The organism is Streptomyces sp. NPDC031497 (assembly GCF_055580905.1).
In genome coordinates this window covers 197985-212430 of sequence record NZ_JBVIKO010000014.1, presented here as the reverse complement: position 1 = coordinate 212430, position 14446 = coordinate 197985, and the positions used below count along the sequence as shown (strand labels likewise).

The window sequence follows — 14446 nt, the reverse complement described above, 5'->3', positions numbered from 1 at the left end:
CGCGCCTGCCTCTACGATCTTCTCGTGAGCGCGTGGAATCAGAGCCTGACCGCGGCCGGGATCCGGGATGCGGAGCTGCGGCGGGACTACAGCATCCAACGGCGTACGGTCCGGCGGTATCGCCGGAGCGCCTATCTGGCCTGCCGGATGCTGCTGCCGCCCGCGGTGCAGCCCCATGTGGTGGCCGCGACGGCCGTGATGCACCACGGCGACGACCTGCTGGACAGCGGTCCCGAGGCGGGGCGCGCGCAGGCGTGGGCCGACTGGGAGCGGCGGGTGCGCGCGGGGCTGGAGACGGGGACCAGTGACGATCCCCTGGTCCGCACCCTCCTGCACACGGTCGCCGTGTACCCCCGGCACCGGGAGCTCGTGACGGCCTATCTGGCCACCGCCACCACCGAGCTGGAGTTCACCGGTTTCGCGACCGAGTCGGACTACCAGGACTATCTCGACGCCTACTCGATGCCGGCCTTCCTGCTGATAGGCGCGCTGCTGGGGCCCGAGACCGATCCCGGCGGACGGTTCCTGGCCGGCTGCCGCCAGCTCATCGACGGCAGCCAGCGGCTGGACTTCGTCAACGACCTCGCCGAGGACCTGCGGGAGGGCCGGCCGGGCATCCCCGCGGAGACCCTGAAGCGTTTCTCGGTCACGGCGCAGGACCTCGCGGCGGGCCGGGCCTCGCCCGGTCTGCGCTCGCTCGTGGCACACGAGGTCGAGACCGCCCGGGCCGACCTGCGGTCGGCCCGGGAACTGCTCGAACTGATCCCGGCCGCCCACCGCCCGCTGGTGGGCACGCTGATCGAGATCGAACTGCTCACCGCCGAGGCCGTGCTCGCGCCCGGCACGGACGTGTTGCGCGGCTCGGCGTCACCGTCCACGGCGGGCACCCTCAAGCTGGTGCTCGGTGCCCGCCGGCGGGCGGTGCGTGCTCAGCGGTAGCAGCTGGTGACGCCCGGATGCCAGGGGCAGGCGATCCCGGCGAAGCCGCCGTCGGCGACGACGTCGACGCTCAGGTCGTCACCGCCGCGCAGGACTCGGCTCTCCTGCACGAGGCCTTGGGCTCCGTCCCGGATCGTATGCACCAGCCAGCGTCCGCGGCCGATGGTCAGGGGGACCGTGGCGGTGTGGGCGGCGCCCGCGTACACCCCGCCCAGGAACCAGCGGTTCTCGCCGCGGCGGGCAAGGACGGCTTCCCGGCCGGGGCTGCCGGCCAGCAGGCGGGTGTCGTCCCAGGCCGCGGGCAGCTGGTCGAGGAAGTCCCGGGCGAGTGGCCGGGCGTCGTACGACTCGGGGGTGCCCGCGAGCATCTGGAGGCCGGACTCGTAGGCGACGGTGAGTCCGGTCTCGGCCGCGTCGGAGTCCGGGCGCTGGCCGACGCGCTGGAAGCCGCCAGGGGTGAAGTCCATGGAGCCGATCACGTTGCGGGTGAAGGGGAGGGTGGTGAGGTGGGCTGCGGTGTTGGTGCGCTTCTCCTCGCCGCCGACGGCCTCCATGCTCATCACCTGGGGCCAGGTGCGCTGGATGCCCTTGGGGAGGGTGGCGCCGTGGAAGTCGACCAGCAGGTGGTGGGCGGCGGTCTCCGGGAGGATGGCGTCGTACCACCTGAGCATGGACTGCGCCTCGGAGTTCATGAAGTCGATCTTGACGCCCTTGACGCCCCAGCGTTCCAGGGTGGGCAGCCACTGGGCGCGTTCCTCGGGGGTGTCGAGGTCGCGCTGGTGGATCCAGACGACGATCCCGACGCCCTTGGCCCGCGCGTAGTCGACGAGTTCGGGCAGCCAGCTGTCGGTCCCCCAGTCCGGGTCGGTGGTGTCCCACGCGTCGGTCTTGAAGTACCAGCCGGCGTCGACGGCCTCGTAGGGCCAGTGCCGGGCGGCCGCGTAGTCGACGTACGCCTTCTGCGCGGCGAGGCTCTGGCCTGCCGTGCGGCCGCCGGCGAGCCAGGTCCACAGCACGGTCCCGGGGTGGATCCAGGACGGGTCGGCGACCTTGGACGCGGCAGCGAGGTCGTCGGTGAAGGTGGACCGGGTGACGGTGGCGAGGTCGCCGGTGATCATGGCCCGCCAGGGGGTGGCGAGCGGCCCGTCGGTGTGGACCTGGGTGTCGGCGAGCTTGACGCGGTAGGTGCCGGTGCCCTGGGTGTGGGCGAGCCGGGCGCCGGAGTAGGTGCCGCTGAGGTCGGACTCGGCGAGCAGGGTGTAGCCGCCGGGGGTGGCGAAGAGAGCCTGGTCCGAGTACTCGCCACTGGGGGCGGTCGCCGCCGTGTACTGGTTGAACTGGCCCTCGTTGTCGACCCGGTAGGTGCTGAGCCAGGCGCCCGCGTCCGCCGGCAGGTCGAACGCGGAGGTCTCGCCGAGCACGTCGCCGGATCCGGCGGGCAGGACGTACCGGTAGGCGATGCCGTCGGCGGAGGCGCGGACGACCAGGTCGAGGCGGGCGCCGGCGGCGGTGCCGAAGGACAGCCAGGTCTCGTTCATGCGCACCCTGCGGTCCAGCCGTTTCCCGGACTTCGCCCGGTAGTGCTCCTCGACCGTACGGTCCTTGCGGTGCAGGAAGCGCAACCCCTGTGACAGGTCGGCCTGTTGGGTGACGATGCCGACGGGCGACGGTTCGATCACGGTACGGCCGGCACGCGAGACCGCGAGGCTGAGGGTGCCGGTGGTGGTGTCGAGGGCGATGTGGGCCCGGGGTGCGTGGGCCGCCTCGGCGACGGTCCAGGTGTGCGACCGCTGCTCGGCCCGGGCGGGCGCGGTGGTGAGGAGGGTGGCCGCCAGTCCGGCGCAGAGCGCGGCGACCACGGTTCTCGGGAGCGGAACAGCCATGGGAAGCCTGTCTTCCGGTCGGTGGTTACGGCAGTCCCCAGGCCGCACCCGGTTCGCTGACGGCGACCGGTGCGATGACGAGGTCGGGGCGGGATCCGGAGTGCACGAGCACCTCGCGGCCGCGGGGCAGATCGATGGCGAGGGTGCCGTCGCCGAGGTCGTGGGTGCGGGCCGGGGAGCCGTCGTCGAGCAGGACGGTGAGGGGGCCGGTCAGACCGTGCCGGAGGTTGAGGGGCTCACCGGCCAGGCTCCGGATCCGGATGAACCGGGTGGTCCCGGCCTTGCGGACGGCGCTGACCAGGAAGGCGCCCTGGGTACGGAAGTTGTGCAGGGTGAGGTCGGCCCAGGCGGTCGGCACGGCCGGGAAGACCCGCACGATCCCGCCCCAGCTCTGGCAGAACATGTCGTGCAGGGACTGCGAGGCGGACAGCGGGGTCTCGATGACCGGACCGGCCTCGGTGTAGTGGGTGTTGGCCCGGCAGGGGTAGCGGGTCGTGGGGTCGAAGAACTTCCGCAGGTAGCCGATCGCGGTGTTGCCGTCGCCGGTCATCGCGTACATGGAGGCGGCCCCGGTGTAGCTGTAGCCGCGGTGGGCGCCGGTCAGCGCGTGCCAGCGGACGACCGACCTGGTGATCAGGTCGTGGTTCTCCGGCTGGTCCCAGTTGACCAGGTACAGCGGGTACACCATGAGCAGGTGCGAGTAGTGGCGGTGGGACTGGTCGTACGGGGTGTCGGCGCCGATCATGAAGCCGTTGTCGTCGACGGGGTACGGGGTGAGCCGGGCCAGCACCTCCTGCCAGCGGGGCTTCGACTCGTCGTCGATGCCGAGCAGTTCGGCGGAGTCGAGGAGGGTCTGGCAGCCCCAGCGGATCAACGCCAGGTCGTAGTTGGTGTCCTGCGGCGGGACGACGGGGTATTCGGGCGACAGCGTGCTCGGCAGGTGCAGCTTGCCGTCGCTGCCCGGTGTGAGGAAGTGCAGGTAGTAGTTGACGGCGCGGCGCAGCACCGGGTAGATGGTGTCGCGCAGCAGGGACTTGTCCATGGAGTGCCGGTAGGACAGCCACACGTTGTGCAGGGCCCAGGTGAGGTCGCCGGTCTCGGCGCCGGTGCCGGGCCGGCCCACCTCGCGGTGGGCGAACATGTCGGAGCTGCGGCCGATGCCGGAGCTGTCCGAGCGGTAGGCGGCGGGCACGTTGGCGGTGAGCTGTTCCTGGTTCTGGCGCAGGGTGGTGGCGAGGGCGTCCAGTTCCGGGTGGTTGAAGGCGTGGATCAGCCAGTATTCGAGCTGGACGTTGAGGTTCCACCAGACCGCCGGCCAGGGGGTGGGCTCCAGCCAGGGCCCGGGGGTGGCCATGACCGGTCCGTCCGCGCGGCTGGCGCAGGCCACCTTGTAGAGCTGGATCCAGTGGAAGCTCTGCAGCCGCTGGTCGGGGAAGGACACGAAGCTCTTCCGGTAGAAGGCGTGCCACCAGCGGATGTGCCGTCGTCTGAGGGTGCCGTAGGACACCGCGCGGCGCAGGTTGCGGCGGGAGTCGGCCTCGGCGGCGGTGTCCGAGGGGAAGCTGTGGCCGACGCTCAGCAGGAGTTCGTCGCCGGTACGACGGTAGGAGGTGGCCGTCTGGCCGCCGCCGGTGAGAGGTTGGAGGACCTGCTCGGTGCCGTCGGCCGACGTCCGTTCGGTCCAGGGCGGGTTGGCGGTGTAGCCGGCGGGTGGTGACTCCTGGATCTTCCGCGGGCTGATGGCCTCCTCGGGGTGGAAGGTCCAGGTGACGTGTTCGCCGCCGTGGGCCGTGGCGCGGACGGCGAGGACCTCGTCGTGGATGAGGGCGGCGAGGGTGAGGGTGCCGGCGGTGGTGGTGACGGTTCCGGTGAGTTCGGCGTTCCACAGGCTCAGCCGCCAGTCGACGGCGGTGATGGTGCCGGCCGGTTCGAGTGTGAGGTGCCCGACCGGGAGGCGGGCGGTGCCCCAGCCGCTGCCGAACTCGGGCCGGTGGTCCTGGACCCGGCCGTGCTGCACGGTGAAGCGGATCTGCTGGGTGCCCGGCTCCTGGTAGATCATGCTGCCGAGCAGCCCGTCGCCGAGGAACGGCCCCTCGTACCAGAGGGTGGGCAGTCTGCTCCACAGCAGGTCCTGGCCGCGCAGGAACCGGTCCCAGGCGCTGTCGGTGGTCATGGTGTCGCGGAGTTTCCAGGGGCGTCCGCGGACGCCCGCCGCCGCTGGGGGCTGCTGTGCGGCGTGTGCGGTTCCGGGCAGGGCCGCGGCTGCCGCGCCACCGAGGGCGGTGCCGAGTACGGCTCTGCGGGGCACCGGTGAACGTTGCTCCGGCTGCGAGGTCATCGTCGTCCTCCAGACCTGACGGATCCTCGATACATCGGGTGTATCGCGGAACCTAGCAGCCCGTGTGGACCTGTCAACCGCCTCAACGGGTGGAGTTTGTTCGTCACTTCAGGCGTTGAGCTTTGGGTTCACATCGACAACCCTTGCTCAGGTTCTTGACTCCTCCGATGAATTGACCTGTGCTGGCGCAGCCGAATGCGCGCGCCGGTCATCTCGGAGGGTGGCGGGGGCGGCTGTGGCCGGCTTGAACGCCGTCGGCCGCGACCCGTTCACCGGGTCGCGGCCGACGAAGAAGAGCCCCAGGCAGGTCAGCCCTTGTGCCATTTCTGGTTGGGGGTGCCGGCGCAGGTCCACAGCTGGAGCTTGGTGCCGTTGCCGGTGCCGTTGTCGGTGACGTCCACGCACTTGTCGGCCAGGGAGCTGACCAGGTCGCCGGCGGAGCTGAGGTAGAACAGCTGGGCGCGGTTGCCACTGCACTTGGCGACCTGGATCGCGGTGCCGTTGGCGGTGTTGCCCCAGGCCAGGTCCATGCACAGGCCGAGCGAGCGGATGGTGCCGTCCGACTGGAAGACCCACTTCTGCTTGGCCGCGCCCGAGCAGTCCAGGATCTCCAGCCGGGTGCCGTCCCCGCCCGCGTTGGTGACGTCCACGCAGCGGCCGGACGGGTTCCCGATCAGCGCCACGCCGGGGACCGTGGTGGTCTTGGTGCCCCCGCTCGACGAGGAGCCGCCGGAGGAGGACTTCCCGCCCGAGGACGACGACTTGGTGCCGCTCGACTTCGTACCGGACGAGCCGGACGAGGAGGAGCCCGAGCTCGTGCCCGAGTTCGAGTTCGAACCGGAGCTGACGGATCCGCCGCCGGACTGCTGCCCGGTCGAGCCGGCGCCCGTGCCGCCGCCGGACCCGGAGCCGCCGGAACCGGTCTTGGCGGGCTTGTGCGAGGGGGTGTGGGACGGCGTCGGTGACGGGAACGGCGACTCCGACGTGCTGGTCAGCGTTGTCGGCTCCCCCGGCGCCACCGCCGCGGCCGGTGTGGTGTCGGGGTCCGGGAAGAGGTCGACATGGCTCAGCACCGGTACGGCCAGGGCCACGACGACGGTCAGTCCGGCCGCCGCGGCCACGGTCGCCCACACCCGTACGCCCGGTACCAGCCCGCGGCGGGGCGTGGCGGGACGGTTGGCGAAGGTGTCACTGAAACGTCCCGCCGGATTGCCGGGCCGTTCCGCCGAGGGCCGGGGTTTACGAAGGGGCGGCACGTCGTCTCCTGAAGGTCTCGTGAAGTTCTCGGAACGCCCGGAACGAGCGGGACACAGGAACAGTAACCAAGAGAAGGCCCAGCTCCGGACGCCTGCACACGAAGATCCCGCCGAACGTCACCTTCCGTCCACCTATGCGGAGTTGCCTGTGACGAACTTGTTGAAGTGCACAGCAATGGTGACTTCGGGAACTTCCGTTTTTCGCGCTAGCGTTCGTGCCTGAAGCGTTTCACAGTGACACAGAGCAACACCGCAAGACAGCACAACAGCTAAACCCGACACCGGAAGGCGGAGGCATTGAGCCTCATCGACCATGACCGCGCCGACGGCGCGGACCGGACGCTCGGCCTCCTGCTCGCGGAGCGCGACAGCCTGCGCCGCTTCGTGACCGGCATGATGGGGCGTGATCCCCACGGCGCGGAGGACGTCGTCCAGGAAACCCTGTTGCGGGCCTGGCAGTCGGCCGGCCGGCTGGACTGGCGGGACCGACCCATCCGTATGTGGCTGTTCCGGGTCGCCCGCAACCTGGTGGTCGACAACCGGCGTCGGGACCGGACCGTCCCGGTGGGGATCACCGCGGCGGACTTCGGCGGTGCCGGGCCGGCGCCCGTGCCCGACCACGCCGAACAGGTCGGTGACCGCCGGGTGCTGGTCTCCGCGCTGCGCACCCTCGCTCCCGCCCACCGCGAGGCCGTCGCCCGGGTCCATCTGCTGGGACAGGCCGGCGACGACGTGGCCCGCCAGCTCGGGCTGCCCCCGGGCACGGTCAAGTCCCGTACCCATCACGGCATCCGCGCGCTGCGCGCGACCCTCGAATCCCACGGCTGCCACCCGGCCGGAGCAGAGAGACTCCGGGGAGAGACGCGATGACCTCCGACACCATCACCACCCTGCTCGGCCTGGTCGGCCTGCTGGTTCTCGTCTTCGCCGTCACGAGCTGGCTGGTGCGGCGCGGCGGCGGCTGGAAGGCCCTGTGGCGCCGCCTCCGGCGTGAGATCACCCTCACCGTGCGGGCGTTCACCGGTCCGGTCCGCACCGAACTGCGCTACCGGCGCGGACTGCGGCTGCTGGTCCGGCTGCTGCGCGACCCGGCCGTGTGGGCCGACGCCGAGCGGGCCACGGCCCTGGCCGCGTCCGTCCGCCCGGGGGTCCGTCCCTACGGCGTGCTGGCCGGCCCCGAGTGGATGGCCGTGCTGGTCGCGGCGGACGGCGAAGCGCTGCGCGAGCCGCCGGAGCCGTGGGCGGCCGACGAGACCGATCCGCGGCTGTGGTGGATCGACCGCGCCGACCTCACGGGCGACACCGAGGACCCGGCCGTACCGCTGCTGGTCTGCGTGGGGCACGACATGGGGCACGCCGTGCTGCTCGACCTGCGATCCGGGCCGCCCGCGCTGTCCGTGTTCGGGCCGCCGCGTGCCGCCCGTACGGCCCGCGCCGTGCTCCAGGCGCTCGCCGCCCAGGTGGACGCCCGGCTGCCCGAGGGCCGGGTCGCCATCGCCGGCGGGGTGCACCCCCGGCATCCGGGGGCGACGGCCACCGCCACCGTCGGGCAGCCCGGCATCGAGGTCGCCGTGTGCGCCGACCCGCTGGAGAGGCCGCTGCCGTCAGGTGTGCGGCTGCTGAGTCTCGGGGTGGCCCGGGGCCGCACCCGGCTGCTGGAGATCGCGCCGGACTCGACGCTCACGGCGCACGGCGCTCCCGCCGCCGCCCGGGTCGACGTCCTGCCGCTGTCGCGGGCGGTGGCCCGGACCCTGTCCGCGCTGCCGCCGTGCCCCGACCGCCCGGACGACGAGGTCACGCGTCCACAGGACGCCACCTCGGCCGCCGATCCCGACCTGCTGCCGGACGAGCCCGACCTCGACGCCGGCGCGGCGCCGGTCGCCGGGCCGACCGGCGTCTCGGCCACCCGGCCGACCCCCGAGGCCGAACCGGCCGTCGCGCCGGTACCCGCTCCGGCCCCGGCGGCCGAGAGCGACGACGACTTCGCGGAACCGAGCACCTCAGGTGCGGCCGGTGTCTCCGCGAGCTCGCCGCCGGCGCCGTAACCGCCGTACCCGTCCCCTGATTCCGCACGAACGACCGCCGGCTGGGAGCCGTGAACCTCACCATCACCACCGTGGACGCCACGGACGGACAGCGCCGCGACCACCAGGTCCGGCTGCCCTCGAACGCCACCGTCGGCGATCTCGCCGCCGCCCTGACCCAGGACGAGGCCGCCGCCGGCGGCGCCGACTGGGCCACGGCCGGCGCCTCGCAGGCGCGCAACCTCTACGCCGACGGCCACCGGCTCGCCCCCGAGACCCGGGTCTCCGGCAGCGGCATCCGCGACGGCGGGCTGCTCGGGCTCGGCGGTCCGGCCCGCCCGGCCGACCTGGTCCGGGTCCATGACGACAGCGACCAGGACGGTGTCCTCGCCGAGGTGCACATCGTCTCCGGGCCCGGTGCCGGGCGGACCTGGCGGCTCGGCCCGGGCAGCCACGAGATCGGCACCGACCCGCTGTGCGCCCTGCGGCTCGACGCCGGCGCCGGAGTTCCCGAGTCCGGGCTGTGGGTGACGGTCGGCGCGGACGGCTCCGCGGCCTGGCACCGCACCGACGCCGAGCCCGAGGCGACCGTCCGGGCCCGGCTCGCCTCACCGCCGCCCGACGACGCCATCACCCAGCTGCGCAGGCCCCGCCCCCAGCCGCCCCGGGAACGGCCGCCGGGGCCGGGGCCGGTGCCCTGGCCGGCCGGTGAAGATCTGACGGTCGGTCCGGTGCTGCTGCGGATGAGCACGCCGGTCGAGCCGGACGCGGCCGTCACCCCGTCCGCCGACGGTTACGGCGTGGACTACAACCGGCCGCCGCGGATCGCCCCGCACCTGGACGCCGAGCGGGTCCGGCTGCCGCAGCCGCCGTCGCCGCCGCAGAAGCGGCCGTTCCCGACGGTGATGATGATCTCCCCGATCGTCCTCGGCCTGTTCATGGTCAGCATCTTCAAGTCGTACTACTTCCTGGTGTTCCTGTTCCTCAGCCCGATGATGATGCTGTCGAACTGGGCGACCGGCCGGCGTGCGGCCCGCAAGCAGTTCCTGGAGTCCGAGCGGGCCTATGAGCAGCGCCGTGACGTCATGGAGAAGCAGGTCCGGGACGCGGTCGTCGGCGAGCGGCGGGTCCGTGACAAGACCGGCCCGGACCCGGCGGCCGTCGCCCTGATCGCGACCGGTCCCGGCGGCCGGCTCTGGGAGCGGCGCCGACGGGACCCCGATCACCTCGTGCTGCGCCTCGGCACGGTCGACCAGCCGTCGGTACGGGAACTGGAGGACCCGGCGCGGGACGAGAACCACCGCTCGATCCGCTGGAACATCCCCGACACGCCGATCGGCGTCGACATCACCGCGCACGGTGTCGTCGGCATCGCCGGTCCGGCCGCCGAGGTGCAGCCGCTGGCGCGCTGGCTGGTGGCGCAGGCGGGCGTGCTGCACAGCCCGCGCGACCTCAGGGTCGTCCTCCTGACCGAGCCGGACCGGGTGGCGGACTGGGCGTGGACGCGCTGGCTGCCGCATCTCAAGCCCGGGACGGCCGGCGGACCGATGGTGCTGATCGGCAACGACCCCGAGTCCACCGCCGCCCGGATGAGCGAACTGGTCTCCCAGGTGCAGGCGCGCCGCCGGCAGACCGGCAACGACCGTGACGTGGTCTTCACCGAACCCGACGTGCTGGTGATCGCGGACGGCGCCCGGCGGCTGCGTGACGTGCCCGGCATGGTCCAGGTGCTCACCGAGGGCCCGCGGGTGCGGATCTTCAGCGTCTGCCTGGACGAGCAGGAGCGGCTGCTGCCCGAGGAGAGCACCGGTGTGGTCCTGGCGGCCGACGGCCGGCTGACCGTGCGGCGCCCCGGCGCACCCGACCTGCCCGCCGTCCGCGCCGACCGGGTCTCCCCCGAGTGGTGCGAACAGCTGGCCCGGGCGCTGGCCCCGATCCGGGACGTCAGCCCCGAGCACGACGCCGGACTCCCCCAGCGGGTCCGCCTGCTGGACCTGCTGGAGCAGGAACCGCCGAACGCGCAGGGCCTGTTGGAGCGCTGGCAGCGCGACCCCGCCAGCACCTCCTTCCTCATCGGCACCGGCTTCGACGGGCCGCTCTCCCTGGACCTGGTGCAGGACGGGCCGCACGGCCTGGTCGCCGGTACCACGGGTTCCGGCAAGTCGGAGCTGCTGCAGACGTTCGTGGCCTCGCTGGCCGCCGCCAACCGGCCCGACGAACTCACCTTCGTGCTGGTCGACTACAAGGGCGGCAGCGCCTTCAAGGAGTGCGCCCACCTGCCGCACACCCTCGGCATGGTCACCGACCTCGACGCCCACCTCGTGGAGCGGGCCCTGGAGTCGCTGGCCGCCGAACTGAGGCGCCGGGAGCAGGTGCTGGCCGCCGCCGACGCCAAGGACCACCCGGAGTACCGGGCCAAGCGGGCCGCGGATCCCTCGCTGGCGCCGCTGCCCCGGCTGCTGCTGGTCATCGACGAGTTCGCCACCCTGGTCCGCGAGGTCCCCGACTTCGTCCCCGGCCTGATCAGCATCGCCCAGCGGGGCCGCTCGCTCGGCATCCACCTGATCCTGGCCACGCAGCGGCCGGCCGGTGTGGTCACCGGTGACATCCGCGCCAACACCAACCTGCGGATCGCGCTGCGGGTCACCGACCAGACCGAGAGCCAGGACATCATCGACGTCAAGGACGCCGTCGACATCTCCACCGCCACGCCCGGCCGGGCTCTGGTACGGCGCGGACCGCGGCAGGCGGATCCGTTCCAGACCGCCTGGGTGGGTGCCGAACGCCCCCGGGAGAACCCGGCCTCGGCGGCCGAGCCGGAGGCCGGTCCCCGCAAGCCCGTGCGTTCGGTGGACGTGGGCTGGGACGCCCTCGGCCGCCCCGCAGAACTTCCCGCGGAGACCCGGACGGTGTCGGCCTCGGCCCCGCAGGGTCCGGCGCCGACCGACCTCCAGGTTCTCGTCGAGGAGATCCGTTCCGCGGCCGACCTGCTCGACGACTTCACCCAGCAGCCCAGCCCCTGGCTGCCGCCGCTCCAGCGCCGGCTGGTCCTGGACGACCTGGACGAACTCGGCGCCACCCGCGACGGCCGCCTGGTCATCCCCTACGCCCTGGAGGACGTCCCGCAGCTCCAGCAGCGCCGGGTCGCCGTCGCCGACCTCACCACCTTCGGGCATCTGTACATCATCGGCGCGCCGCGCTCCGGACGTACCCAGGTGCTGCGGACCATCGCCGGTTCGGCGGCCCGGGTGGCGAGCACCGCCGACGTGCACCTGTACGGCATCGACGCGGGCGGCGGCGGCCTCACCGCCGTCGGTGCGCTCCCGCACTGCGGCGGTGTGGTGTCCCGGCACGACCTGGAGCGGCTCGGGCGGATGCTTCGGCGGCTGAACCAGGAACTGACCGAACGGCAGGACCTGGCCCAGACGCACAGCGCGACCGGTATCGCGGAGCTGCGCCGGCTGCTGCCGAAGGCCGAACGGCCGGCGCACATCATGCTGCTGATCGACGGCTGGGACTCGTTGCAGGTCATCCTCGACGAACACGACCACGGCCAGCTGCTCCAGGAGGTCATCCGGCTGATGCGCGAGGGTGCCGCCGCCGGCATCCATGTCGTCGCCACCTCGGAACGGTCGCTGCTGGGCGGGCGGATGGCCGCGCACAACGACCACAAGCTGCTGCTCCGCCAGGGCGACCGCAGCGACTACCAGGCCGTCGGCATGATGCCGAACAAGATCCCGGCCGACATCCCGCCCGGCCGTGGCTGGCATGTGCTCAGCGGCACCGAGACGCAGGTGGCGTTGCTCGCCGAGGGCGGCGGTACCGAGCAGGCGGAGGCGCTGCGCTCGATCGGCGAGAGTGCCCGCAAGCGGGACGCCCAGGTGCCGGAGGCGCGGAAGCCGTTCCAGGTGGCCGTGCTGCCGCGCTCGGTGGAGTTCGCCGAGGCCTACGCGAAGGTCCAGGCGGCCCAGCGGCGGCCGCTGTGGGGTCTGCTCGGTGTCGGCGGCGACGACGGCGGCCCCGTCGGCACGGACCTGGCCGGCACCGCCTCGGCGTTCGGGGTGTTCGGCCCGGCTGGGTCGGGGCGCAGCAACACCCTCGCCTCGATCGCCGTGTCGCTGCTGGCCGGCGGCACCTCGCTGGTGGTGCTCACCCCGCGTGAGTCGCCGCTGCGCGCCCTGGACCGGCATGCCACCGCCACCGTGCTCACCGACAGCGACCCCTCGGCCGACACCGTGCGGGCGGCGCTGGACGCGCTGCCCGGACCTCGGGTGGTGATGATCGACGACGCCGATCTGCTCACCAACTCGGCGGCGGACAAGCTTCTCAAGGAGCTCGCCGTCTCCGGTCGCGACCAGGGTCTCGGCCTGGTCTACGCGGCCTCGGCGGAGGGCTTCCAGAGCGGCATGAGCGGCTGGACCCTCGCCGCCCGGCGGGCCCGGAGCGGTCTGCTCCTCGCGCCGAAGAACCTGTCCGAGGGCGATCTGGTCGGCCTGCGCCTGCTGCCCAGTGTGGTGCGGGCGGCCACGCATCCGGGCCGGGCCTGGACGGCCGGCCCCGGCGGCACCCTGCTCGCCGTCCAGGTGCCGCTCACGCCGCTGCGCGCCTGACCGGCACAGCGGGCGTACGAAGAGGGCCTCCCCGGAGTTTCCGGCGAGGCCCTCTTCGTACGGGAGTTACGAGTTGTTCTGCAGGCTGCTGCTGATGCCCTGGTCGAACTGGATCGCGTTCTCCTTGATGCCGTTGAACATCTCCGAGAAGTCGTTGATGCCCTTCACGGCGGCCAGCAGGCTGGTGTCGAAGTTGTTGTAGGTCGTGCGGATGACCTCACTGGACTGCTGGAACACCATGCCGTCGTCAACGAGGGTGTTGACCCGGTTGCGCAGGTTGCTGAGCACCGGCAGCAGGTTCTCGTGGGCGTCGTGCAGCAGGCTCACGACCTCCTCGATCTTGTGGTAGTCGAGGTTGATGCCGTTGTAGCTGGCCATGGGGTTCCTGTCCGTTCCTGTCGGTGTCGTTGCGGTGGTCGGGTCGTCACCAGGCGGCGGGGGTGCTGTTGTAGTCGTCGCCCCCACCGTCGTCGTCATCGGTGTTGCCGCCCGTCTGCTGCCAGTCCGGCTGGTTGCCGTTGGCGTCCTTGGGGCCACGGGTGTACTCGGTGCGGTCACCGTCGCTGCCGGTGGTCACCATCGTGCCGCTGCCGTCGGAGTTGAGGTTGGTCTCCGAGTGGACGGTGCTGCCGTCCGGGTAGGAGGTGTCCGTTGTGTAGTGATTGCCGTCGGGGGAGTAGTTGGTGACCGAGGTGTACGTCTTGCCGTCGTAGGTGACGGTGGACTCCTCCTTGATCACATGGCGCTGGTCGTCGAGCGTGAGGTGGGTGTGGACGCTGCCCCGCTCGGTGTTGATCGTCTGGTCCAGCGGCGGGTTGCCCGGATCGGTGGCCGAGCAGAAGTCCGGCATCGTGCCGTCCGGGCCGGGCACGCACTGGTCGAGGTGGGACTGCTTGTAGTCCCACAGGTCCTTGTCCCGGAAGTAGTTCTGCAGGCCCAGGTTGCTGCCCGTGATGCCCATGCCCTGGGCCAGTTCCGAGTCGAAGGACAGGAACGCCTCGCCCACCGAACCGAAGGCGCCGGCCAGCTCCTTGAGGCCCTTGTCCGCGTGGGACATGGTGCTGCTCGCGTTGGAGTAGAAACCCGAGAGCGCGTCGGCCAGGGTCTGGTCACCGAGGACCGTCAGGGCTTCGCTGGAGGTGTACCCGTCGTAGTCCGTCTGGCCCAGCCGGGAGAACGTGCTGTTGTCGAGGAGCGGACCGATGTCGCCGGCCAGGTTCTCCAGGTCCCGTTTGGCGTCGTTCAGGACGTTGTATTCGATTTTCAGGCTATCGGCCATGCGTGGGCCTCCCAGTCGAGACTCCGGTCAGTTGGACCACGCCGCACACGCCTCGTCGGTTCACCTCGGACGGTCGCTGTAATCCAGATCACGTGAACCACAGCGGCCACTGTGGCG

The 14446-nt window shown here is 72.1% G+C and carries 9 protein-coding genes; 4 read left to right on the top strand and 5 right to left on the bottom strand.

The window, feature by feature from the left end:
* The first annotated feature begins 24 nt into the window (after positions 1–24).
* Positions 25–939, top strand: a complete 915-nt coding sequence (locus ACZ5K7_RS27625) for a phytoene/squalene synthase family protein (RefSeq protein ID WP_468917259.1) — start codon at positions 25–27, stop codon at positions 937–939.
* Here the strand turns inward: ACZ5K7_RS27625 and ACZ5K7_RS27620 are convergent.
* The 3 genes from ACZ5K7_RS27620 to ACZ5K7_RS27610 form a co-directional block, all read right to left on the bottom strand.
* A complete protein-coding gene (locus ACZ5K7_RS27620) occupies positions 930–2822 on the bottom strand; it encodes a glycoside hydrolase family 97 protein (protein WP_468917256.1) in 1893 nt (630 codons plus the stop codon). The two genes, ACZ5K7_RS27625 and ACZ5K7_RS27620, sit on opposite strands and share 10 nt — an antisense overlap.
* A 25-nt stretch (positions 2823–2847) precedes the next feature.
* The gene (locus ACZ5K7_RS27615) at positions 2848–5160 is read right to left on the bottom strand and encodes a glycosyl hydrolase family 95 catalytic domain-containing protein (protein WP_468917254.1); all 2313 of its coding nucleotides are present in this window, start codon (positions 5158–5160) and stop codon (positions 2848–2850) included.
* A gap of 308 nt (positions 5161–5468) precedes the next feature.
* On the bottom strand, positions 5469–6416 hold the full coding sequence (locus ACZ5K7_RS27610) for a ricin-type beta-trefoil lectin domain protein (RefSeq protein WP_468917251.1): 948 nt from the start codon (positions 6414–6416) through the stop codon (positions 5469–5471).
* A gap of 297 nt (positions 6417–6713) precedes the next feature.
* Here ACZ5K7_RS27610 and ACZ5K7_RS27605 point away from each other — a divergent pair, with 297 nt between their 5' ends.
* Genes ACZ5K7_RS27605 through ACZ5K7_RS27595 form a run of 3 tightly spaced genes read left to right on the top strand, consistent with a single transcriptional unit; the run spans position 6714 to position 13050 of the window.
* Entirely contained in the window at positions 6714–7286 is a 573-nt protein-coding gene (locus tag ACZ5K7_RS27605; protein WP_468917249.1) for a sigma-70 family RNA polymerase sigma factor, read from the top strand.
* A complete protein-coding gene (locus ACZ5K7_RS27600) occupies positions 7283–8461 on the top strand; it encodes a hypothetical protein (protein ID WP_468917247.1) in 1179 nt (392 codons plus the stop codon). Before ACZ5K7_RS27605 ends, ACZ5K7_RS27600 begins: the two co-directional genes overlap by 4 nt.
* A 50-nt stretch (positions 8462–8511) precedes the next feature.
* Entirely contained in the window at positions 8512–13050 is a 4539-nt protein-coding gene (locus tag ACZ5K7_RS27595; protein ID WP_468917244.1) for an FtsK/SpoIIIE domain-containing protein, read from the top strand.
* Between the two features lie 66 nt (positions 13051–13116).
* Here the strand turns inward: ACZ5K7_RS27595 and ACZ5K7_RS27590 are convergent, their stop codons facing one another.
* Both ACZ5K7_RS27590 and ACZ5K7_RS27585 read right to left on the bottom strand, forming a co-directional pair.
* Complete coding sequence (locus ACZ5K7_RS27590) at positions 13117–13428, bottom strand: hypothetical protein (protein WP_046730425.1); 312 nt, start codon at positions 13426–13428, stop codon at positions 13117–13119.
* Positions 13429–13474: 46 nt separating this feature from the next.
* Positions 13475–14329: a hypothetical protein gene (locus ACZ5K7_RS27585; RefSeq protein ID WP_468917241.1), complete on the bottom strand. Its 855-nt coding sequence runs from the start codon at positions 14327–14329 to the stop codon at positions 13475–13477.
* Positions 14330–14446 lie beyond the last annotated feature (117 nt).